Raw genomic sequence first — 19,749 nt, 5'->3', positions numbered from 1 at the left:
CAGCCTTGAGGAGACAACCAATGAAAGCCATCGTCTGCAACGCATGGGGCCTGCCCGACACACTGGTCGTGGAAGACCAGCCGGATGCCGTTCCCGGCCCGGGCCAGATCGCCATCGATATCCGCGCCGCCGGCGTGAACTTTCCCGATGTCCTGATCATCCAGAACAAATACCAGTTCAAACCCTCCCTGCCCTTCATTCCCGGCAGTGAACTGGCTGGCGTGGTCTTGTCGGTCGGCGAAGGCGTGACCCAGTACAAAGCCGGTGACCAGGTCATCGCATTCAGCGCCCAGGGCGCCTTCGCACAACAGATCGTGGTGCCAGCCCAGGCAGTAATGCCGATGCCTGCTGGCATGGACTTCGACATTGCCGCAGCGATCACGCTGACCTACGGCACATCGCATCATGCAGTGGTCGACCGGGCGCAGTTAAAGGCCGGCGAAACCATGCTGGTACTGGGTGCGGCTGGTGGGGTTGGACTGGCCGCGATTGAAATCGGCAAGGCGCTTGGCGCACGCGTGATTGCAGCCGCTTCGACGGATGAAAAACTGGCGATCTGTCGCGCACACGGCGCCGATGCCACGATCAACTACAGCACCGAAGATTTGCGTGTAGCGATCAAGGCAGCGACCGATGGCAAGGGTCCGGACGTGATTTACGACCCGGTCGGCGGCATCTATGCCGAGCCTGCCTTCCGTTCGATCGGCTGGCGCGGTCGCTATCTGGTGGTTGGTTTTGCCAATGGCGAGATCCCGAAACTGCCGCTCAACCTGACGCTGTTGAAGGGCGCCTCACTGGTCGGCGTATTCTGGGGCGAGTTTGCCAAACGCGAACCGAAAGCCAACCTGGCCGCGATGCGTCAACTCATGGGATGGCTGGCCGACGGCACCATCAAACCGCATATTTCGGGACGCTATGCGCTGGCCGATACCGCGCAGGCGCTCAACGACATGGCGGCACGCAAGGTGACAGGGAAAGTGGTGATTCAACCGTACAAATAACCACGACTGGGCCGGGCGATCAGCGATCTCTTGGTCCAGGTACCTGTGCTATCAGAACGCCAGCAATTGCGACGCCTTGGATGCATTGGTTTCTGCATTTTTCAGCAAGCTCATGTGCATTTCAAATTGCCGCGACAGGCTGATCATGTTCACCATGGCATCGACCACGTTGACATTGCTGCCTTCCAGCGCGCCACCAATGAGCGTCACATTGGCATCGGCTTCGACACCATCGGGTGTCTTGACACGGAACAGCGTGTCGTCGCCGCGCGTCATCGTATCTTCGGGTGGATTAACCAGCTTGATGCGGCCGATGATGGTCGACTGACCCGGCTTGAAGCCCGCCTCCACCGAGGACACGGTACCGTCCTTGGCGATGGTAATACTGACATCAGGCGGAATCGTGATCGGTCCGCTGTCGCCGACGACATTGAGACCACTTTGACTTTGCAGGATACCGTTTTCATTGACTTTCAGGCTGCCATGGCGGGTGTAGGCTTCGGAACCATCCGGCGTCTCCAGCGCCAGCCAGCCCTTGCCCTGAATCGCGACATCGAGTGCCCGCCCAGTTTGCTGCAAAGCGCCCTGCGAATAATCGGCACCTGCAGTGGCATCGACCACAAAGGCGCGGGTGGCCAGTCCCGGGCCGATGACCGGTACCGCTCGGAACGTGTCGAGTTGCGCCCGAAAACCCGTGGTGGTGGCATTGGCCAGGTTGTTGGCGGTGGTGCTCTGCTGCTCCATCACATGCTTGGCACCGGTCATCGCGGTATAGATCAGGCGGTCCATTCAGGGCTCCCCGGATTTATCGCAGGTTCACGAGCGTCTGCAAAACCTGATCCTGCGTCTTGATGGTTTGTGCATTGGCCTGATAGAAACGCTGCGCGGTAATCATGTTGACCAGTTCGGCGGTCAGGTCGACATTGGAATCTTCGACGGCAGACGATTGCAACACGCCCAGATTGCCCGACGATGGTGTGCCGACCAATGGGCCGCCAGACGCAGCGGTTTCGGTCCAGACATTGTTGCCAAGGTTTTGCAAGCCATTCGGATTGGTAAAATTGGCCAGTGCAACCTGACCCAGCGTAGCCGATTTGCCGTTGGTGTAGCGACCGGTAATGACGCCGTCGGCGCCGGTGGCAAAGCCGGACAGTTTGCCTGATGCATAACCATCCTGGTTCTGTGTATTCAGGCCGAAGGGAGCACCGAACTGGGTGGTGCTGGTAAAGTCCAAATTGAACGTCAGTGGCGCCGCGCCTGGTGTCGCCGACGGCAGTGCCGTTGCGACAAAAGGCTGCGCAGTAGTCAGCGCGCCGTTGTTACCAAACGCAAGGGTAGTGCCCGGTGTAAGGGTGATCGGCGAACCATCGATGGTCGCGTGCAAATCCCAGGTATTGGCTGTCGCGGTTTTTACGAAATAAGACTGCACGACATGCGAATTACCCAGCGTGTCGTACACCGATACCGACGTCGACCGGTTGTAACTGGTAGGGTCAATAGCCGAAAAAGTTGCAACCGCCGGTGGCGTTTCACGAGAATCCAGATTCACCAGCAAATTCACCTTGGAGGTCGCACTAGGCGCGAGATCGGCCGTGTTGATCACCAGATCGGTCGGCGATCCGGTCGCCAGAGTACCCAGGCTGGTTACACCATACCCGGTCAGGTGTGCACCCTTGGCGTTGACGATTAATCCATTCTTGTCGAGCTGGAACTGGCCATTGCGGCTGTACGTCACTGCGCCACTATTGCTCAGTCTGAAGAAGCCGCCACCATTGATCGCCAGATCCAGCGGATTGTTCGATGCGGTCACGTTACCCTGTGTAAATTGCTGGGCGACCGTTGCGACGCTGGTACCAATCCCGATCTGCGAGGCGCCGCCACCGGTGAGCGAACTGGCATACACGTCGGCGAACTGTGCCTGCGCGCTTTTAAAGCCAACGGTGCTGGAATTGGCGACGTTGTTGCCGGTGACTTCAAGACTTTTCGATGCGGCGTTCAAACCGCTTAACCCTTGCTGGAAACTCATGTCGTGCTCCTTGAAATAGGTAGGGCGGAATTACAGAATTTGGCGAACGTCGCTCATGGTGATAGCACCCAGACCCGGTACGTTGAGCTTCACGCCAGCCGAACTGGTTGACACGCTGGCCACTTGACCAAATGCCAGGGTGGTAGCTTCGACTTTGGCGGTACCCGCAGTGGCAGCCACCTCGAAGGTATATGCGCCGTCGGCGGCCTTGCCACCGTCGTCTTTAACACCATCCCAGGTCAATGGCAAGGTACCGGCGTCCTTGCCACCAAGATCCATCGTGTGCACCGTTTTGCCGCTGGCATCCTTGATCATGACTTGCACCTTCTCGGCCGACGACACCAGATCGAGCCCGAAAACGGCATTGCCCGAAGCGAGCGTGACCTGCTTGCCCGGTGCGAGTACGCCATGACCGATCATGCCGGCTGCCTGCACCGACTGGTTGGACTGGAAACTGGTGATCATCGACTGCAACGTCGTGTTCATCTTGTCGATCCCGCTGACGGTCGACAACTGGGCCAGCTGGCTGGTGACTTGTGCGTTATCCAGCGGGTTGAGCGGGTCCTGATTCTTCATCTGCGTGATCAGCAGTTTCATGAAGCGGTCCTGGGTCGCATCGGCACTGGCCGACGCGGTGGTAGCCGGATTCATCGTGGCCAGCAGCGCGGGTGAAGCTATGTTGTTGGAAATGGTTGTCATGAAAATTCTCGTAGAGGGGATTATTGACCAATGGTCAAGGTTTTCAGGAGCAGCGTCTTGGCAGCGTTCATCGTTTCGACATTGGTCTGGTACGAACGCGACGCCGAAATCATGTTGACCATTTCTTCCACCACATTCACGTTGGGCATAGCGACATAGCCTTTTTCGTCGGCTTGCGGGTGCTTGGGATCGTAGACCATCCGAGGTGCCGCGCTATCCTCGATCACTTTCTCGACCTTGACACCGCTCGACGCCGCGCCATCGACAGGTACGGCGCTAAAGACGACCTGTTTGGCTTTGTAGACCTGGCCGGTAGAACTGGTGGTGCTATCTGCGTTGGCGATATTGGAAGCCACCACGTTGAGGCGCTGCGATTGCGCGCTCATGGCGGACCCGGCTACATTGAAGATGCTGAACAATGACATGATGTTTATCCTTGGATCGCGGTCAACATGCTCTTGATCTGACCGCTGATCATCGTGATACCGGCTTCGTAGCGAATCGCATTATCGGCAAACTGGTTGCGCTCGGCATCCATGTCGACGGTATTGCCATCAATCGCACCCTGCTGAATGTTGCGGTAGAGCAAAGGTATGCCATTCGCGCCGCTGCCGCCAGTACTTTTTGCCGACAAATGCGCCGTCGAGGTCTTGGCCATTTCGCCAGGCTGCGCCGTGGCTTGTGCCATGGCGGTTTTCATTGCGCTGTTGAAATCGATATCACGTGCCTTGTAATTCGGCGTATCGGCGTTGGCGATATTCGAGGCAATCAATTGCTGGCGCTGACCGCGCAAATTCAGAGCGGTCTCGTTAAAGCGCAGGTAGTCGTCCAGTTTTCCGATCATGGCACTCTCCGTTATTCGGGCGGATTTACTGCAGGTGTTTTACAGGTTTGATAGTACGTAGGGGCAACATCGGACGATCGGTAGAGCAGATTGCATAAATCGGCTCTGTTTGCCGCTTTGGTGATGCACGCAGTCTTTAGAATCGGTCATCAGATCAATTCATTGGCCATCATGAAAAACGTGCTCGTTGCAATCGCCCTGCTGTCGTCCCTGCCTGTCCTGGCACAACAGCAAGCGCCGCGCCAGGACCCCGCCGCCATACGCAGTAGCGTCGAACAATTCCTGCGCACCCAATCGGTCGGCCTGCCAGGGGATGTGCAGATTACCGTTGGAAAACTCGATGCCCGCCTGAATTTGCCGACCTGCCTTGCACCGGAAGCGTTCTTGCCAGCGGGCAGCCGGGTCTGGGGCAAGACCAGTGTCGGTGTACGTTGCGCCGCGCCATCACCCTGGACCGTATATGTGACTGCTCAGGTGCGGGTCATCGCGGCGTATGTCGCCAGTGCCGCGCCGCTGGCGCAGGGACAACTGGTTGGACAGGGTGACGTCATCCTGATGAAGGGTGACCTGACCACGCTTCCTGCCGGCATTCTGACCGATACGACACAAGCAATTGGCCGTACCGTCGCGATGTCTATTGGGCTGGGCAGTCCGATGCGGCTGGATTCGCTAAAAATCCAGCAGGTGGTGCAGCAGGGCCAGGCCGTCAGACTAGTGTCGAGCGGGCCAGGGTTTTCGGTAGCCAGCGAGGGACGTGCTCTCAATAATGCCGCCGTCGGGCAAATTGCTCAGGCGCGCACATCGAACGGACAAGTCATCAGCGGCGTAGCAAGGGCAGGCGGTTTCGTGGATGTAACCTATTGATAGCTTTGTTTGAGTAACCAGAAAATAAAGCCTCAAGTTTTTTTGGTAGTTGCCGTAACAAAGTCATGACACGGGGCGATGTGCACCGTCAAATCAAGGAAACATCGTGAAAATTGACGACTCTTTCAAAAAAACAGGCTCTGTCGGTGTCACACCGACATCGACCAAAGCCAGTTCAAGCAAGGGCGCCGAAAAATCCGCCACGGTTAGCACCAACACGGCAACCGCCTCGGATAGCGTAAAAATTTCGGCACAAGCGCAGGCGCTGAGCGGCAACAGTACGTTCGACGTCAAGAAGGTCAATGAAATCAAGGCAGCCATCGCCAGCGGCACATTCCAGGTCAATCCTGAAAAAGTTGCCAATGGCTTGATCGATACCGTCAAGGATCTGCTGTCATCACGCAAGGGATAAACCATGTCATCGCACGCTTCCACTCCTTCAGCAAGTTTGCCGTCTGAACATCAGGCGACGAGTGCACTTGTGGCGTTGCTGAAAGAAGAGCAGCAGAAGTTGATCGCGGCGCGCATTGACGGATTACCTGCATTGATGGAATCGAAGTCGGTGGTCGTTTCCCAATTGACGATCCTGATCAAGGGACGGCACGCGCTGCTTGCTGTCGATGGCTTTGAGGCCAGCGAGCGTGGCATGCGGGACTGGATCGCCACCCGCGACTCGGCGCAAATCGACGCAGAATGGAACGGGCTGCTCGCTGTGAGCGCCGAGGCCAAGGAACTCAACCGGGTTAATGGCATGTTGATCGGTCGTCACCTAGTCCGAACCAATACCGAACTCAATATTCTGCAGGGCAAGCCCCAGCACACCAGCCTGTACGGCGCCAATGGACAAAGCACTGGCAAAGGCATAGGACGGGGTCTGGCAATCGGCTGATCAGAGCCGCATTGCACGGCTGCCTGCAAGCGATGCACGACAGGCGCATCGCAAGACCACCAACAACGTCAGTTCAAATTAGCGATGTAGTGAGACAGATTGATAATGTCTTCATCACTCAGCGTCTTCGCGACCGCAGTCATATTCCCCGCATCATTCGTCCGGGTACGTTCCTTGAAATTGGTGAGCTGCTTGAAGATGTAGTCGTAGTGTTGACCACTCAGCTTCGGGATTTCGTTCTGCCCTTTCAAGCCGCCCAGATGGCACATCGAGCACAAGGTTTCATCCGCCTTCTGAAATCCCAGCTTCACGCGGGCAGGGTCAGCCTTGAACTCGATGAGCTGCGGTTTTTGTTCCGAAAAATACGCCGCGATGTCCTGCATATCGGCTTTTGACAGATTCGCCGCCATCGGTGACATCACCGGATTGGTCCGCGCACCCTCTTTGTAATCCCGCAACTGCAAATAGATATAGCGTGCGTTCTGTCCAGCCAATACCGGAAACATCGGCACGGTCGAGTTGCCGTTCACGCCATGGCAGGCAAAACATGCCTGGGCTTTTTCCTTGCCTGCAGCGAGATCAGCCGCATAGGCTGGCAGCGTCAGTGCCAATAACAAACCGGCAAAAATGTGCTTGAGTTTCATGTGTCCAGTGTCCTATCAAAAAAGAGGCAGCGTAGACGTCTACACTGCCTCTTTTAACTTTCAACCGCGAAATAACCTGAAGCGTTGTACTTACAGAGCGAAGACAAACACGCTGTTACCGCGCTTGAAGTCCATCTGTGAATTACCACCAACAGCGACTGCAATGTATTGCTTGCCATTGACCATGTACGACACTGGCGGCGCATTGACACCCGCACCGCACTGGAAGCGCCAGAGCACCTTGCCGGATTTGGCATCATAAGCGTTGAACCAGCCATTGCCTTCACCGGCGAACACCAGGTTGCCAGCCGTTGCCAGTGCGCCACCGATCATCGGTTGCGGTGTCTTTGTTTGCCATGCAATCTTGCCGGTATCGATATTGACCGCGGTCACATTACCCCATTGCTCTTCGCCAACCGCATTCTTGAATGCGCCACCGAGCCACAACTTGCCATTCGGATACTTGGATTCTTCGACGTGGTAGGTCATCGGCTGATGCAGGTTCAATGCATACGACATGCGATTGCCAGCGTGATACGCCATAGGAGACCATTCGACTCCACCATTTGCACCTGGCAACATACGTGCACCCGTTGCTGTGGGCAGTACCCACATGTTTTCTTGTGGAACCATGGCTTCAGAGAAACGAATCAATTCGCCGTTGCTGCGATTGTGCACATACACGTGGCCGGTTTTCCCGCCGTGAATCACACCGGGAATCATCTTGCCGGTCTTGTCTTTGACATCGACCAGAATCGGTGGACTGACTGCATCGAGGTCCCATACATCATGCGCGATGTACTGATAATGCCATTTGTACTTGCCCGTATCGAGATCAACAGCGACCAGCGAATCGGTGTACAGGTTATCGCCCGGACGCTCTGCGCCGTACAAATCCGGTGATGGATTACCAACCACAAAGAACACGGTTTTGCTGGCACGATCAATCGATGGCGTCATCCAGACACCGCCGCCGAGCGTCGTGTAAAAGTCCGACTTCTTGGCGAAAGCTGCTTTTTCGGCAGGAATATCGCGATGCATGTCACGACCGGTTGCATCGGTCTTGGCCCAGACGCCTTCATGACCGACTTCCGGAATGGTATTGAACGTCCACACCAGCTTGCCGGTTTCGGTATCGAATGCTTTGACGAAGCCACGGATACCGTATTCGCCACCGTTAGTGCCGATCAGTACCTTGCCGTCAGCCACCGTTGGCGCCATGGTCTCGCTATAACCTTTTTCAGGATCGGCGATTTCGGTTTCCCAGAGCAGCTTGCCGGTCTTGGTATCGAGCGCGACCATCTTTGCATCCAGCGTACCCATAAACAACTTGTCACCGGCAACAGCCACACCCTTGTTGTTCGGTCCGCAGCAGAACGTCGTGACGGCACCCATCTTGTGCTTGTAATGCCAGTATTCCTGACCCGTGATCGCATCGACCGCATACACATGGTTGTAGGAAGTCGTCAGGAACATGACGCCGTTCACCACGATCGGTGCGGTTTCCATCGACTCGACAACTGCGGTCTGGAAAACAAATTTAGGCTTCAGAGTGGCAACGTTCTTGGTGTTGATCTGCGTTGCAGGATAAAACCGGGTTTGCCCGTAGTCGCCGTTCGAATGCAGCCAGTTCGCACTATCCTTGGCAGCGCCATCCAGCATCTTTTGCGAGACCGGTGCGAGCGCTTTTGACATGGCTGGTGCCTTGATGCCGGCACCGCCTTGAATTTCCTGTGCCTGACCCGTGCCGGCGGCCAACAAAGCCCCAGTCACAAAGGTCAGGTGACTAATAAGTTTGCCACCGTGAATTGCCATCGTCTCTCTCCATGTGAGGCTGCGTAACGCAACCATTTTTTTTAGTTTCACCGTCCGGGGGAACTGTTTTAGACTGTATTTTCAAAAACAAAATAGAGTCACCGGACTATATGCTATCGGTTCAAAAATGCAACAATAAAACGATAAGCATTGGCTTAAATAAATCACCACGATTTGATTTACGCATGGTGTATTTAGTTTAAAGTTTGATCCATCGCGTGCATGCCTCCGATAACTTGAAATATGCAATTTTTTTCCATAACTTCCCATAAAAATTAATCCAGGATCATTAATGACTGCTTTTCGTCCGCGCTTTTTGTCAACGTGTTTAGTCGTTATCTTTGCTCTCCATTCTGCGGCACAAGCTGCAGACAATCAGGCCGAACTCAATCTGCAGACGCTGACGGCAGCGCGCAGCGGCAACATCAAGCAACTCCAGAGACTGATCGATGATGGCGCGTCACCGAACACTCGCAACCGACTCGGCGACTCACTGTTAATGACAGCGATCAAGAACGGAAAAACGGATATCGCACAGCGAGTGATCGATCTAGGCGCGGATGTCAACCTGGCCAATACCGCCAAAGTCACGCCGTTAATGGCAGCCGCGTATTACGGGCAGCCTGATATGGCACAACTGTTGATCGAAAAAAAAGCCGATATCAATGCAGTTGATCAATTGACGAAAACCGCCATGGTTTATGCTGCAGGCAACGGTCAGACGGCAATCGTTGGCAAACTGCTTGACCAAGGCGTACTTCCCAACGCCGCATACCCGAATGGATTAACTGCGCTAATGTGGGCTGGAGCGTACGGGCACCTGGCAACAGTTCAGGCAATGATCGAGCGTGGCGCCGACCCGCGATTAGTTGACAATCGTGGCAAGACCGTGAAGCAAATGGCGGAAGAAAATGGACACATGAACGTTGTGAAATACTTCAACGAGCGCCAATAGCGCATCAATCATCTGTGTTTGAAACGACCGCGACGTGAAATTTGATGCCACGTCCGAAAACAACCGACCAAAACAAGATGAAAAAAATCAATCATCTTGCAAAAGCTGCAATCTACTGTGTCTCTAAGTGAGATAACGCACATTCCGGGGTTGACGAAGCAGGCAGACTTGAAGCACTTTTACAACTAAAGGTAAATTGCATCATGACCTCACATGCTCACATCGCTTCAAACTTTCAAGATCAGGCCTACAACCCCGATAACCTGTTGAATACATTGATCCAGAAACTGGCAATCAAGAACGATGCGGCCCTGTCGCGCGCGCTAGAAGTCGCACCGCCCGTAATCAGCAAGATACGCCACCGCCGTCTGCCAGTCGGTGCATCACTGTTAATTCGCATGCACGAAGTTGCTGATTTGTCGATTTCCGAATTACGCGCGCTGATGGGCGACCGCCGGAGCAAGTACCGTGTAAGCGGCGTCAGGATGCCGTCGACGCGAGGCTGATGGAGGTAGTGGGTTAGTTAATCGCTTCGACCGGGGTCGAGGGTTGTGGTTGCGAAAGTAGCGGCAATTCCCGACCGAACAATTGTTCAAGTGAGCACGTTATATTTAACAGTGCTGACGGATGAAAACCAACTGGTCGATGACTCGCGAGATCCCTCCTGTAGGTCGTCAGCCTCGCTGCATCTGCTAGGTACAACCCGGCAGGACCGTGTCGTCACGCGATACCTGCGACGGACTAACGCTCGTCAATCAGGGTAGAACAAATCACCCCGTAACTCAGCGTAATGCGAGAGGATCAGCTTGATTGAGCTCTTCTTTATTCGACAGGTTTTTCGTGTTCGTGCAGTGATAAAGACGTGGACCCTTCCACACCCGAACACTGCCAACCTTATACCGTGCGTTTGCTACATCCGTCGCCTTGGCTTAAGTTGAAAATAATGCCGACGGCGTCCTCTGCGACTAGTCTTTTAAAAAGACCTCCTGCATAGAGTCGCGATGGAATTCATATATTCAACAGGCCCAAAATATCCAACAGCTCAGCACGAAGCTCCATAAATAGCGGATCGACAGGTGCGACCGGTGTCGGCACGTCATTGGACAATTCTTCCGGAGCCAGTCGGCTATCCAGCCTGTTTCTAGCACCACTGATCGTAAAACCCTGCTCGTACAACAGCTCACGAATACGCCTGATCAACAGTACCTCGTGGTGCTGGTAATAGCGCCGATTGCCGCGTCGCTTTACCGGCTTTAGCTGCGTGAACTCTTGCTCCCAATAGCGCAACACATGCGGTTTAACGCCGCACAACTCGCTGACTTCGCCAATCGTGAAGTAGCGCTTGGCGGGGATGAGGGGCAACACGATCAATTCGGGTTTGCTGGATCTATCGTTCATTGGCTGACGTTACGCACCACTTGGATTGGTCGTGGTGCCGGTGTTTTCGACCATGGTTTTGAGTTTTTGGCTTGCATGAAAGGTGACGACACGACGTGCCGTGATCGGAATTTCTTCCCCTGTTTTCGGGTTTCTGCCAGGTCGCTGTGGCTTATCCCGAAGCTGAAAGTTGCCGAACCCCGAAAGCTTCACCGAATCACCACGTTCCAGCGCATCACGGATTTCATCAAAGAACGTTTCCACCATGTCCTTTGCCTCCCGCTTGTTCAATCCGACCTGTTCGAACAGAAGCTCTGCGAGCTCCGCTTTTGTCAGAGTCGGCAGTTCTTTTTCTGCCTGACTACGGACTTGCGCTTCGCGCATGGCCCGATTCAGGTCCGCACTCAGCACGGATTGGAATTCGCCAGAGTTAACGTCGTTCATGTTTTGCTCATACCCTGCCTAAGTACGCAATTTCGCGCCATGTTTTTTATTGACAGAAAGGATTAATTCAGCCATGGCAGCATCAACTTTCTCGTCTTGCAACGTACTTTGAGTATCTTGCAAGGTGAAACGGAATGCAAGACTTTTCTGGCCGGAGGGCAGCCCAGCACCACGATATTCATCAAACAAAACAATGGCTTGCAATACATTGCAAATCGGATTGCTGCGCTTTTCTTCGGCGAACGCGCTGATCAACGCTTGCGCCGTAACGGCCTGATCGACCACGACTGCGAGATCGCGGGTAACGGCGGGAAACCTCGAAATTTCCTGATAGGTCGGCAAAGATCTTGCCTGCAAGACATCAACATCGACTTCAAACACGACAGGCGGCAGTGGCAGTTCATAGCGCTGCTGCAAACGCGGATGCAATTCACCGATAGAACCGATGACGCGACCGTCTACCACGATATTGGCGGAGCGCCCCGGATGCAGTGCTGGATGCTGAGCGGGTACAAATTGCGGCACTGTCGGCAACATCAACGCTTCGAGCTCTGCCTTGATATCGAAATAATCGACGTTACGTGACGGCTGCCCCCACTGTTCGTCAGCCACCGGACCGTACGCAAGTGCCGCAAACCGCTTGGACTGGGCATAACCTGCAACGGACAGGGCACCATCGGGTACCGAGCTGTCGCGTGTATAGACGGCACCAATCTCGAATACACGGATCCGGTTTGCTTTGCGGTTCAGGTTGTAACGTACGTTCGCGACCAGACTTCCGATCAACGTCGATCGCATCACACCCATTTGACTGGCAATCGGATTGCGCAGTTTGATCGGATTGAGGTTGTTGGCAAAGTCGCGTTCCCACGCCTCGTCGACAAAACTGAAATTGATCACTTCCTGGTAATCGGCATCCGCAAATTGACGGCGTATGGTGAACAGCGAGCGCTTGTGCTCGGGAGCGATGCGCATTGCACTCGCTGCCACGGGCGGCAACGCGGGGATGTTTTCAAAGCCAAAGACCCGGGCGATTTCCTCAATCAGGTCTTCTTCGATCTCCATATCAAAACGGAAGGACGGTGGCGTGACTTCAAACAGGCCGGGTTGCTGCGTGAACGGTAATCCGAGCCGGGAAAAAATATCGGCAATCTGCCCATCGGTGAACGGAACACCGATGACTTTGCTGGCGCGCGCGGTCCTAAGTGACACAGGCGTACGGGCTGGCAAGTTCACGACCTGGTCATCCACCGGCCCAACCTGCGTTGCATCACCTTGCCCGCAAATTTCAACTAGCAGTGCAGTAATGCGCTCGATCGACTCGACGGTGGCGGCGAAATCGACGCCACGCTCGAACCGGTGCGCAGCATCCGTCGAAAAATTGTAGCGCCTTGCCCGGCCTTGCATCGCTGATGGCAACCAGAAGGCCGCTTCAAGGTAAATATCCTGTGTTTCAAGAGAGACCGCGGTCGCGTCACCACCCATGATGCCGGCGAGGGATTCGATTGCCTGATCATCGGCAATCACGCCCACCCAGGTATCGATATCAACGTTGTTGCCGTTCAATAGCTTCAACGTCTCGCCCGGGCGCCCCCAACGCACATCGAGCCCGCCATGAATTTTCGCCAGATCGAATACATGCGTCGGCTGACCGCGCTCCAGCATGACGTAATTGGAGATATCGACCAGCGCGGAAATAGAACGCTGCCCACTGCGCTCGAGACGCCGCTTCATCCACTCCGGCGTTGCAGCTTTGGCGTTCAGTCCACGAATGATGCGTCCTGAAAACCGTCCGCATAAATCTGGCGCACTGATCTTGACCGGCAGGATTTCTGACGACGTTATCCCGACTTTTTTGAAGGCCGGTACTTTCAGCGGCGTACCGGTCAGCGCAGACACTTCGCGCGCGACGCCAAGAACCGAAAGGCAGTCAGCCTTGTTGGGCGTGAGCTTGATGGTGAATTTCAGATCGTTGAGCTGATAGTAATCACGGAAATTCTGGCCAGCCGGCGCGTCATCCGGCAAGTCGATCAATCCGCCGTGGTCGTCAGACAGCCTTAACTCTTTGGCCGAACACAACATGCCCTGTGATTCGACACCGCGCAACTGCCCGACCTTGATCTCGAACGGCAAACCATCGGTACCAGGTGGCAAGACGGCTCCGGCCATCGCACATACCACCTTCATTCCCGCGCGCACGTTCGGCGCACCGCAAACAATATTGAGCAGCGTTCCAGTGCCAACATCGACCTGGCAGACATTCAACCGGTCGGCGTTCGGATGACGCGAAAGTTCCAGCACCTTGCCGACGACGACGTGCGAAAAAGGCGGCGCGACTGGCTCGACTTCCTCGACTTCGAGGCCCGACATGGTGAGCGTGTGCGACAGTTCATCCGACGTCATTGTCGGGTTGACCATGGAGCGTAGCCAGCTTTCAGAAAATTGCATGTGTGGACCTTTAGACGACAGACGGAGCGAATGACAAAAAATGCTCGGCAGGCGAATTCTCGTTCGCCCGCCAACACGGCTGAGTAATCAGTTGAATTGTTTCAGGAAGCGCAGATCACCCTCGTAAAAGAGGCGTAGATCACTGATGCCGTAACGCAGCATGGTAAGGCGTTCAAGGCCGGAACCAAACGCAAAGCCGATATAGCGTTCCGGATCTAGTCCCATGTTGCGCACCACGCTAGGGTGAACCTGACCTGCTCCCGAAACCTCTAGCCAGCGTCCTTTCAAGGGACCTGTGCCGAAGGCGATATCGATCTCGGCCGAGGGTTCGGTGAAGGGAAAATACGATGGACGGAAACGTACTTTCAAATCATCCGTCTCGAAGAACGCCTTGACGAAATTCAGGTACACGCCCTTCAGATCGGCGAAGCTGATGTCTTCGGCAATCCAGAGTCCTTCGACCTGATGGAACATCGGGGAATGCGTGGCGTCACTGTCCACCCGGTAGGTGCGACCAGGCGCAATGACTTTGATTGGCGGCTGGTTCATGCGGGCGTAGCGGACCTGCATCGGACTGGTATGCGTACGCAACAACAAGGGCTTGCCGTGGCTATCGTCGCCGTCGATATAGAACGTATCCTGCATCGAACGGGCCGGGTGATTTTCCGGGCTGTTCAGCGCTGTGAAGTTGGTCCAGTCTGTCTCGATTTCCGGGCCATCGGCCACATCGAAACCGATCGATCCGAATATCTCTTCGACACGCTGCCAGGTCCGCATGACCGGGTGAATGCCGCCCATACTGCGGCCGCGGCCTGGAAGCGTGACATCGATCGCTTCCGCATTCAAACGAATCTGCATTTGAGCATCGGCCAGCGCTTCGCGCCTGGCAGTCAGTGCAGCTTCGATTTTTTCTTTTGCCGCATTGATCACAGCGCCCTGCAGCTTGCGCTCATCAGGAAGCAGTTTGCCGAGGCTCTTCATCTGCTCGGTGATCTGGCCGGTCTTGCCGAGGTATTTAGCCTTTGCATTCTCGAGGGCGGCCGCATCGGGCGCGTCGAGAAAATCGGCTTGAGCTTGAAGTACGAGTTGTTCGAGGGGGTTCATGCGCGGTTTCCCGTTCAGGAAAAAGGGGCCGAAAAGGAATCTGAAAATGAAACGGGGCACAGGTATGAAACCTCTGCCCCGCCGGGTGAGTCGTCCGCAGACGACTCATTCTTCATTCACGATCAAGCGGCGAAGTTGGCTTTCACCTGATTGACAATCGCGGCAAATGCCGGCTTGTCCATCACAGCCATGTCAGCCAGGACTTTACGGTCCAGACCGATCGAAGCACGCTTCAGACCGTTCATGAAAACACTGTAAGTCATGCCATGCTCGCGGGATGCCGCGTTGATACGGGTGATCCACAATGCGCGGAACACACGCTTTTTGTTGCGGCGATCGCGGTATGCATATTGACCAGCGCGCATGACTGCTTGCTTGGCAACACGATATACCTTGCTACGGCGGCCGCGGTAACCCTTGGCTTGATCAAGAACTTTTTTATGACGGGCCCGTGCTGTGACCCCACGTTTTACTCGAGTCATAGTAACTCCTTAAATTTGAGTGTGAGGTTAAGCGAACGGCATCATCGCACGTACCGAAACCATGTTTGTGGCATGGACTTCTTTGGCACCGCGCAATTGACGTTTGGTTTTGGTAGTTTTCTTGGTCAGGATGTGGCGTTTGAAAGCCGAACCGCGTTTAACGGTTCCACCTGGACGTACGCGAAAGCGCTTTTTGGCAGCACTTTTCGTTTTCATTTTAGGCATAGCACTCTGTCGTTGAGACAGCTCCATTTTTAACATGATTGCAGGTGGCAACATTTCGTTGCGCTTTGATGCCTGCTCTCACTTGTTATACGGCGGAATCGAGTCCGCCGTTATTGTGCCGGTTTAGCATTGCTGCAAATCGGACACGAATTCTATTTCTTCTTTTTCGGCGCCAATACCATGATCATCTGGCGCCCTTCCATCTTCGGCCACTGCTCGACCTGGCCGTACGGCTCAAGGTCAAGTTTCAATCGCTCCAACATGCGCACACCAATATCCTGATGCGCCATTTCACGACCGCGGAAGCGCAGCGTGATTTTGGTCTTATCGCCGTCATCCAGAAACTTGATCAGGTTCCGAAGCTTGATACCGTAGTCACCATCGTCAGTGCCCGGACGGAATTTCACTTCCTTGACCAGAATAATTTTCTGTCTCAGCTTGGCTTCATGGGCTTTTTTCTGTTCCTGATACTTGAACTTGCCGTAATCCATGAGACGTGCGACCGGGGGTTGCGCTGTCGGCGCAATTTCAACCAGATCCACGTTTGCCTCTTCCGCCATGCGGAAGGCCTCTGCAAGGGTGACGATACCAAGAGCTTCATTCTCTACACCACTCAAACGAAGCTCTGGAGCGGTAATTTCACCGTTGATGCGATGTGACTTGTCAGTAGCTATTGTAATTTCCTTAAAAAATCAAATGGGTCGGCTGTGCTGTCGCGCTTCCGGCTGTTCCGATCAGGCCTTTGAATTCACCTCATCGATGAGGCGGCTAATCAATGCATCGATACCGATGGCACCCAGATCAACATTACCTCGCGCACGCACTGCCACTGTACCTGCATCACGCTCTTTGTCGCCCACAACAACGATATATGGAACCTTCTGAACGGAATGCTCGCGTATTTTATAGGTTATTTTCTCGTTGCGCAAATCAGACTCAACCCTAAACCCTTGTTTCTTCAGGGCTTGTGTGACGCTTCTCGCATAGTCGGCCTGACCTTCGGAGATATTCAGGACAACCACCTGCACTGGCGCAAGCCAGATTGGCAAGGCGCCGGAGTAATTTTCAAGCAGCATACCGATGAATCGCTCGAACGACCCGAGGATCGCCCGATGCAACATGACAGGCACTTTGCGGGTATTGTCTTCGGCGACGTACTCTGCCCCCAGCCTGATTGGCATGGAAAAATCCACCTGCATCGTGCCGCACTGCCATGCGCGACCAATCGCGTCAGTCAGCGTGTACTCGATTTTCGGACCATAGAATGCACCTTCGCCCGGAGAAATCTCGAAAGCGCAACCCGAACGTTCGAGCGAGGTGATCAGGGCATTTTCTGCCTTGTCCCAGGCTTCTTCTGATCCGACGCGTTTTTCGGGACGAGTGGCAACTTTATAAGTGATCGCGGAGAACCCGAAATCGGCATATACCTTGTGCAGCAGCTCGGTGTAGGCGACGCATTCTTCAAGGATCTGGTCTTCCGTACAAAAAATATGGCCATCGTCCTGCGTAAAACCACGCACCCGCATGATGCCATGCAGCGATCCGGAGGGTTCGTTGCGATGACACTGACCGAACTCACCGTAACGCAGCGGCAAATCGCGGTACGAGCGCATATCGGAACGGAAAATCTGGACATGACCCGGACAGTTCATGGGCTTCAGGGCATACGAGCGGTTCTCCGACTCGGTCGTGAACATGTTCTCTTTGTAGTTTTCCCAGTGCCCGGATTTTTCCCACAGGCTGATGTCGAGGATTTGCGGCGCCTTGACTTCCTGATAGCCGTTGTCCTGGTACACGCGGCGCATGTATTGCTCGACCTGCTGCCAGACTGACCAGCCCTTCGGATGCCAGAAAATCATGCCTGGCGCTTCTTCCTGGAAATGGAACAAATCCAGCAAGCGACCCAATTTGCGGTGATCGCGTTTCTCTGCCTCTTCCAGCATGTGCAAATAGGCTTCCTGATCTTCCTTTTTGGCCCAGGCAGTGCCGTACACCCGCTGCAGCATTTCGTTCTTCGAGTCGCCGCGCCAATAAGCACCCGCAAGCTTCATCAGCTTGAACACCTTCAACTTGCCGGTCGACGGCACGTGCGGACCCCGGCAAAGATCGGTAAATTTGCCTTCCGTGTACAGAGATACTTCCTGATCTGCCGGAATCGCTCCGATCAGCTCAGCCTTGTAGGCTTCGCCGATGGACATGAAATAGGCCACGGCGTCGTCGCGCGCCATGACCTGACGCGTTACTGGCTCATCCTTCTTAACCAGCTCGACCATCTTCTTTTCGATGGCAGCCAGGTCTTCCGGTGTGAACGGGCGCTTGTACGAAAAATCGTAATAAAAGCCGTTGTCGATGACCGGGCCTATCGTCACTTGCGCATCAGGGAATAACTCCTTGACCGCATACGCCAGCAAGTGCGCGGTGGAGTGACGGATCACCTCCAGTCCGTCGACGTCCTTGTCAGTCACGATCGCCAGCGCGACATCGTGATCGATCAGGAATGATGTATCCACCAGCTTGCCATCGACCTTGCCGGCCAGTGCGGCCTTTGCAAGACCGGCACCAATGCTGGCTGCCACCTGCGCAACCGTGACTGGCTGTTCAAACTGACGCTGCGAACCATCTGGAAGACGAACTGAAACCATTGTGTGCTCCATGGTGCGGAGTCGATACCGCACCAGATTGAATTAGGTTGTAAGGCAGGAAAAACCGGGAAACTATGGACGAAAAAAAGCGCGAGCCTGTCGCGCTTTTCCAGTTGTCCATGCACGAAAAAGACCCGACTAGCGTCGCTTGCAAATAGTGGTCGTCGTTCGCGGTGTCATCACCGGATTCCTTTTCTGCGTACCGGGAAATTGCAGCCGATCCATGAATGGCTGTAAAACTTTTACGGCTCAAATCTTAGCATGGAATATCGCAGCATCGACATGGCCTGCCGACGGATTGCACAAAAGGGGATGACAGCACGTGCCGCACTCATGGACGTCCCGACCCTCCCCGTCCGGGTTTACTGGCTAACAGTCTTCGGTGAACCGAGATAATGACGGGCATAGCGACTATCGAGCCGGGCAAGCGGCAACAACATGAACAAGTCGGCACTGTGAAAATCGGGGTCCCAGGCCGCCTCGCCACAGACCCATGCGCCACTGCGCAAATACCCTTTGAGTAGCGGTGGCATGCGCGGTACATGGCCCGTCTCGCGACTGTCCATCGGAAAAGGCAAATGCGGCGTAACGCGATATTCGGAGGGTGCCTGGTGACTGGCGGCCAGCGCACGATACAGCGCCGCCGCGTTGTGACCACCATCTGCCAGACTGATGCTTGCGCAACCGATCAGGTAGTCGCACTGCTCCTTCTTCATGAACGCGGCAAGACCCGCCCACAACAACATGATGACGCTGCCACTGCGGTAGTCGGGGTGAATGCAGGCACGTCCCGCTTCAGCAATTCGCGGACGCAGGTGATCGAGTCGGCTGAGGTCAAACTCTTTTTCGGAATAATACTGGCCCAGCGTTCGGGCTGCATGCGGACTCATGACGCGGTAAGTACCCACGACTTTCAGGGATCCTGTGTCGCGCACGACGAGGTGGTCGCAATAGGCATCGAATTCATCATGATCGAGCCCGTCCGGATTTTGTAGTGCGACCAGGCCCATGGTTTCGATGAACACTTTGTAGCGCAGTCGCTGGACCTCGCGCACTTCTTCCTGCGTGGTCGCCAGGCTCAATGTGAGTCGGGGGGAACTGTTTGCGGCATCGGCCGTCGTCGTCAGCAATTGCATTCTTCGCCCTCGGTATGGAGACGGCTAGAGCGTAACTGCCGAGTGTGTCAGCGAAATGACGACTGCGTGTCAATTGGATGACACGACAACGCCGATCGCGCGCTGTAAAAACGCCAAAAAAATCGCGCGCTGCCGATGAGAGGAGCGCGCGTTT

Annotated in this window: 22 protein-coding genes; 6 read left to right on the top strand and 16 right to left on the bottom strand. The window is 54.9% G+C overall.

Annotation, left to right across the window (positions count from 1 at the left end; all coding sequences use genetic code 11):
- Window positions 1-20 precede the first annotated feature (20 nt).
- Window positions 21-1,001, top strand: a complete 981-nt coding sequence (locus ABD720_RS18815) for an NADPH:quinone oxidoreductase family protein (RefSeq protein WP_344765722.1) — start codon at window positions 21-23, stop codon at window positions 999-1,001.
- A 51-nt stretch (window positions 1,002-1,052) separates the two neighbouring features.
- Here ABD720_RS18815 and flgF read toward each other — a convergent pair whose 3' ends face one another.
- The 5 genes from flgF to flgB are packed head-to-tail and all read right to left on the bottom strand — an operon-like array spanning window position 1,053 to window position 4,570.
- On the bottom strand, window positions 1,053-1,790 hold the full coding sequence (flgF, locus tag ABD720_RS18810; protein ID WP_344765720.1) for a flagellar basal-body rod protein FlgF: 738 nt from the start codon (window positions 1,788-1,790) through the stop codon (window positions 1,053-1,055).
- A gap of 16 nt (window positions 1,791-1,806) precedes the next feature.
- Window positions 1,807-3,027 (bottom strand): flagellar hook protein FlgE, encoded by a 1,221-nt coding sequence (gene flgE, locus ABD720_RS18805; RefSeq protein WP_344765718.1) that lies wholly within the window; start codon window positions 3,025-3,027, stop codon window positions 1,807-1,809.
- A gap of 30 nt (window positions 3,028-3,057) precedes the next feature.
- Window positions 3,058-3,726, bottom strand: a complete 669-nt coding sequence (flgD, locus tag ABD720_RS18800) for a flagellar hook assembly protein FlgD (protein WP_344765717.1) — start codon at window positions 3,724-3,726, stop codon at window positions 3,058-3,060.
- Window positions 3,727-3,746: 20 nt separating this feature from the next.
- Entirely contained in the window at window positions 3,747-4,151 is a 405-nt protein-coding gene (gene flgC, locus ABD720_RS18795; protein ID WP_344765716.1) for a flagellar basal body rod protein FlgC, read from the bottom strand.
- Between the two features lie 5 nt (window positions 4,152-4,156).
- The gene (gene flgB / locus ABD720_RS18790) at window positions 4,157-4,570 is read right to left on the bottom strand and encodes a flagellar basal body rod protein FlgB (protein WP_344765715.1); all 414 of its coding nucleotides are present in this window, start codon (window positions 4,568-4,570) and stop codon (window positions 4,157-4,159) included.
- A gap of 171 nt (window positions 4,571-4,741) precedes the next feature.
- On the opposite strand from flgB, the gene flgA reads away from it, so the two are divergent.
- From flgA to ABD720_RS18775, 3 genes are all read left to right on the top strand, one after another.
- Window positions 4,742-5,434 (top strand): flagellar basal body P-ring formation chaperone FlgA, encoded by a 693-nt coding sequence (gene flgA / locus ABD720_RS18785; RefSeq protein ID WP_344765713.1) that lies wholly within the window; start codon window positions 4,742-4,744, stop codon window positions 5,432-5,434.
- 106 nt (window positions 5,435-5,540) lie between these two features.
- On the top strand, window positions 5,541-5,846 hold the full coding sequence (gene flgM / locus ABD720_RS18780; protein ID WP_344765711.1) for a flagellar biosynthesis anti-sigma factor FlgM: 306 nt from the start codon (window positions 5,541-5,543) through the stop codon (window positions 5,844-5,846).
- 3 nt (window positions 5,847-5,849) lie between these two features.
- A complete protein-coding gene (locus tag ABD720_RS18775) occupies window positions 5,850-6,323 on the top strand; it encodes a flagella synthesis protein FlgN (RefSeq protein WP_344765709.1) in 474 nt (157 codons plus the stop codon).
- A gap of 68 nt (window positions 6,324-6,391) precedes the next feature.
- Here ABD720_RS18775 and ABD720_RS18770 read toward each other — a convergent pair whose 3' ends face one another.
- Window positions 6,392-6,967, bottom strand: coding sequence for a c-type cytochrome (locus ABD720_RS18770; RefSeq protein ID WP_344765707.1), 576 nt, complete (start codon window positions 6,965-6,967; stop codon window positions 6,392-6,394).
- Window positions 6,968-7,057: 90 nt separating this feature from the next.
- A complete protein-coding gene (locus ABD720_RS18765) occupies window positions 7,058-8,782 on the bottom strand; it encodes a pyrroloquinoline quinone-dependent dehydrogenase (protein WP_344765705.1) in 1,725 nt (574 codons plus the stop codon).
- Window positions 8,783-9,074: 292 nt separating this feature from the next.
- Between ABD720_RS18765 and ABD720_RS18760 the strand changes: the two genes are divergently transcribed.
- Window positions 9,075-9,737 carry an ankyrin repeat domain-containing protein gene (locus ABD720_RS18760; RefSeq protein WP_344765703.1) on the top strand — a complete coding sequence of 221 codons (663 nt, stop codon included), beginning with the start codon at window positions 9,075-9,077 and terminating at the stop codon, window positions 9,735-9,737.
- 203 nt (window positions 9,738-9,940) lie between these two features.
- The gene (locus ABD720_RS18755; RefSeq protein WP_344765701.1) at window positions 9,941-10,243 is read left to right on the top strand and encodes a hypothetical protein; all 303 of its coding nucleotides are present in this window, start codon (window positions 9,941-9,943) and stop codon (window positions 10,241-10,243) included.
- Window positions 10,244-10,745: 502 nt separating this feature from the next.
- Here the strand turns inward: ABD720_RS18755 and ABD720_RS18750 are convergent.
- From ABD720_RS18750 to ABD720_RS18710, 9 genes are all read right to left on the bottom strand, one after another.
- Window positions 10,746-11,135 carry a MerR family transcriptional regulator gene (locus ABD720_RS18750; protein WP_344765699.1) on the bottom strand — a complete coding sequence of 130 codons (390 nt, stop codon included), beginning with the start codon at window positions 11,133-11,135 and terminating at the stop codon, window positions 10,746-10,748.
- A 9-nt stretch (window positions 11,136-11,144) separates the two neighbouring features.
- A complete protein-coding gene (locus ABD720_RS18745; RefSeq protein WP_486303575.1) occupies window positions 11,145-11,498 on the bottom strand; it encodes an integration host factor subunit alpha in 354 nt (117 codons plus the stop codon).
- A gap of 78 nt (window positions 11,499-11,576) precedes the next feature.
- Window positions 11,577-14,006, bottom strand: coding sequence for a phenylalanine--tRNA ligase subunit beta (gene pheT / locus ABD720_RS18740; protein WP_344765696.1), 2,430 nt, complete (start codon window positions 14,004-14,006; stop codon window positions 11,577-11,579).
- An 87-nt stretch (window positions 14,007-14,093) separates the two neighbouring features.
- Window positions 14,094-15,110, bottom strand: coding sequence for a phenylalanine--tRNA ligase subunit alpha (gene pheS, locus ABD720_RS18735; protein WP_344765694.1), 1,017 nt, complete (start codon window positions 15,108-15,110; stop codon window positions 14,094-14,096).
- Window positions 15,111-15,232: 122 nt separating this feature from the next.
- Complete coding sequence (rplT, locus tag ABD720_RS18730; RefSeq protein ID WP_344765692.1) at window positions 15,233-15,592, bottom strand: 50S ribosomal protein L20; 360 nt, start codon at window positions 15,590-15,592, stop codon at window positions 15,233-15,235.
- Window positions 15,593-15,619: 27 nt separating this feature from the next.
- Window positions 15,620-15,817 carry a 50S ribosomal protein L35 gene (rpmI, locus tag ABD720_RS18725; RefSeq protein ID WP_326940747.1) on the bottom strand — a complete coding sequence of 66 codons (198 nt, stop codon included), beginning with the start codon at window positions 15,815-15,817 and terminating at the stop codon, window positions 15,620-15,622.
- A 152-nt stretch (window positions 15,818-15,969) separates the two neighbouring features.
- A complete protein-coding gene (infC, locus tag ABD720_RS18720) occupies window positions 15,970-16,491 on the bottom strand; it encodes a translation initiation factor IF-3 (RefSeq protein WP_344765848.1) in 522 nt (173 codons plus the stop codon).
- A gap of 60 nt (window positions 16,492-16,551) precedes the next feature.
- Window positions 16,552-18,459 (bottom strand): threonine--tRNA ligase, encoded by a 1,908-nt coding sequence (gene thrS, locus ABD720_RS18715; RefSeq protein WP_344765691.1) that lies wholly within the window; start codon window positions 18,457-18,459, stop codon window positions 16,552-16,554.
- Window positions 18,460-18,821: 362 nt separating this feature from the next.
- Window positions 18,822-19,595 (bottom strand): GNAT family N-acetyltransferase, encoded by a 774-nt coding sequence (locus tag ABD720_RS18710; protein WP_344765689.1) that lies wholly within the window; start codon window positions 19,593-19,595, stop codon window positions 18,822-18,824.
- Window positions 19,596-19,749 lie beyond the last annotated feature (154 nt).

This window comes from Actimicrobium antarcticum (assembly GCF_039536745.1).
GTDB lineage: Bacteria > Pseudomonadota > Gammaproteobacteria > Burkholderiales > Burkholderiaceae_D > Actimicrobium > Actimicrobium antarcticum.
The sequence above is the reverse complement of the archived record's forward strand: the minus strand, read 5'-3'. Positions and strand labels throughout refer to the sequence as shown.

Excerpts from the sequence above, each read along its gene's own strand:
- flgD (WP_344765717.1), bottom strand. The coding sequence starts at position 3,726 with ATGACAACCATTTCCAACAACATAGCTTCACCCGCGCTGCTGGCCACG.
- pheS (WP_344765694.1), bottom strand. The coding sequence starts at position 15,110 with ATGAACCCCCTCGAACAACTCGTACTTCAAGCTCAAGCCGATTTTCTC.
- ABD720_RS18815 (WP_344765722.1), top strand. The coding sequence starts at position 21 with ATGAAAGCCATCGTCTGCAACGCATGGGGCCTGCCCGACACACTGGTC.
- flgF (WP_344765720.1), bottom strand. The coding sequence starts at position 1,790 with ATGGACCGCCTGATCTATACCGCGATGACCGGTGCCAAGCATGTGATG.
- thrS (WP_344765691.1), bottom strand. The coding sequence starts at position 18,459 with ATGGTTTCAGTTCGTCTTCCAGATGGTTCGCAGCGTCAGTTTGAACAG.
- ABD720_RS18775 (WP_344765709.1), top strand. The coding sequence starts at position 5,850 with ATGTCATCGCACGCTTCCACTCCTTCAGCAAGTTTGCCGTCTGAACAT.
- pheT (WP_344765696.1), bottom strand. The coding sequence starts at position 14,006 with ATGCAATTTTCTGAAAGCTGGCTACGCTCCATGGTCAACCCGACAATG.
- rplT (WP_344765692.1), bottom strand. The coding sequence starts at position 15,592 with ATGACTCGAGTAAAACGTGGGGTCACAGCACGGGCCCGTCATAAAAAA.
- ABD720_RS18755 (WP_344765701.1), top strand. The coding sequence starts at position 9,941 with ATGACCTCACATGCTCACATCGCTTCAAACTTTCAAGATCAGGCCTAC.
- ABD720_RS18770 (WP_344765707.1), bottom strand. The coding sequence starts at position 6,967 with ATGAAACTCAAGCACATTTTTGCCGGTTTGTTATTGGCACTGACGCTG.
- ABD720_RS18750 (WP_344765699.1), bottom strand. The coding sequence starts at position 11,135 with ATGAACGATAGATCCAGCAAACCCGAATTGATCGTGTTGCCCCTCATC.
- flgA (WP_344765713.1), top strand. The coding sequence starts at position 4,742 with ATGAAAAACGTGCTCGTTGCAATCGCCCTGCTGTCGTCCCTGCCTGTC.
- flgB (WP_344765715.1), bottom strand. The coding sequence starts at position 4,570 with ATGATCGGAAAACTGGACGACTACCTGCGCTTTAACGAGACCGCTCTG.
- ABD720_RS18765 (WP_344765705.1), bottom strand. The coding sequence starts at position 8,782 with ATGGCAATTCACGGTGGCAAACTTATTAGTCACCTGACCTTTGTGACT.
- ABD720_RS18760 (WP_344765703.1), top strand. The coding sequence starts at position 9,075 with ATGACTGCTTTTCGTCCGCGCTTTTTGTCAACGTGTTTAGTCGTTATC.
- rpmI (WP_326940747.1), bottom strand. The coding sequence starts at position 15,817 with ATGCCTAAAATGAAAACGAAAAGTGCTGCCAAAAAGCGCTTTCGCGTA.
- ABD720_RS18710 (WP_344765689.1), bottom strand. The coding sequence starts at position 19,595 with ATGCAATTGCTGACGACGACGGCCGATGCCGCAAACAGTTCCCCCCGA.
- flgC (WP_344765716.1), bottom strand. The coding sequence starts at position 4,151 with ATGTCATTGTTCAGCATCTTCAATGTAGCCGGGTCCGCCATGAGCGCG.
- ABD720_RS18745 (WP_486303575.1), bottom strand. The coding sequence starts at position 11,498 with ATGCGCGAAGCGCAAGTCCGTAGTCAGGCAGAAAAAGAACTGCCGACT.
- flgE (WP_344765718.1), bottom strand. The coding sequence starts at position 3,027 with ATGAGTTTCCAGCAAGGGTTAAGCGGTTTGAACGCCGCATCGAAAAGT.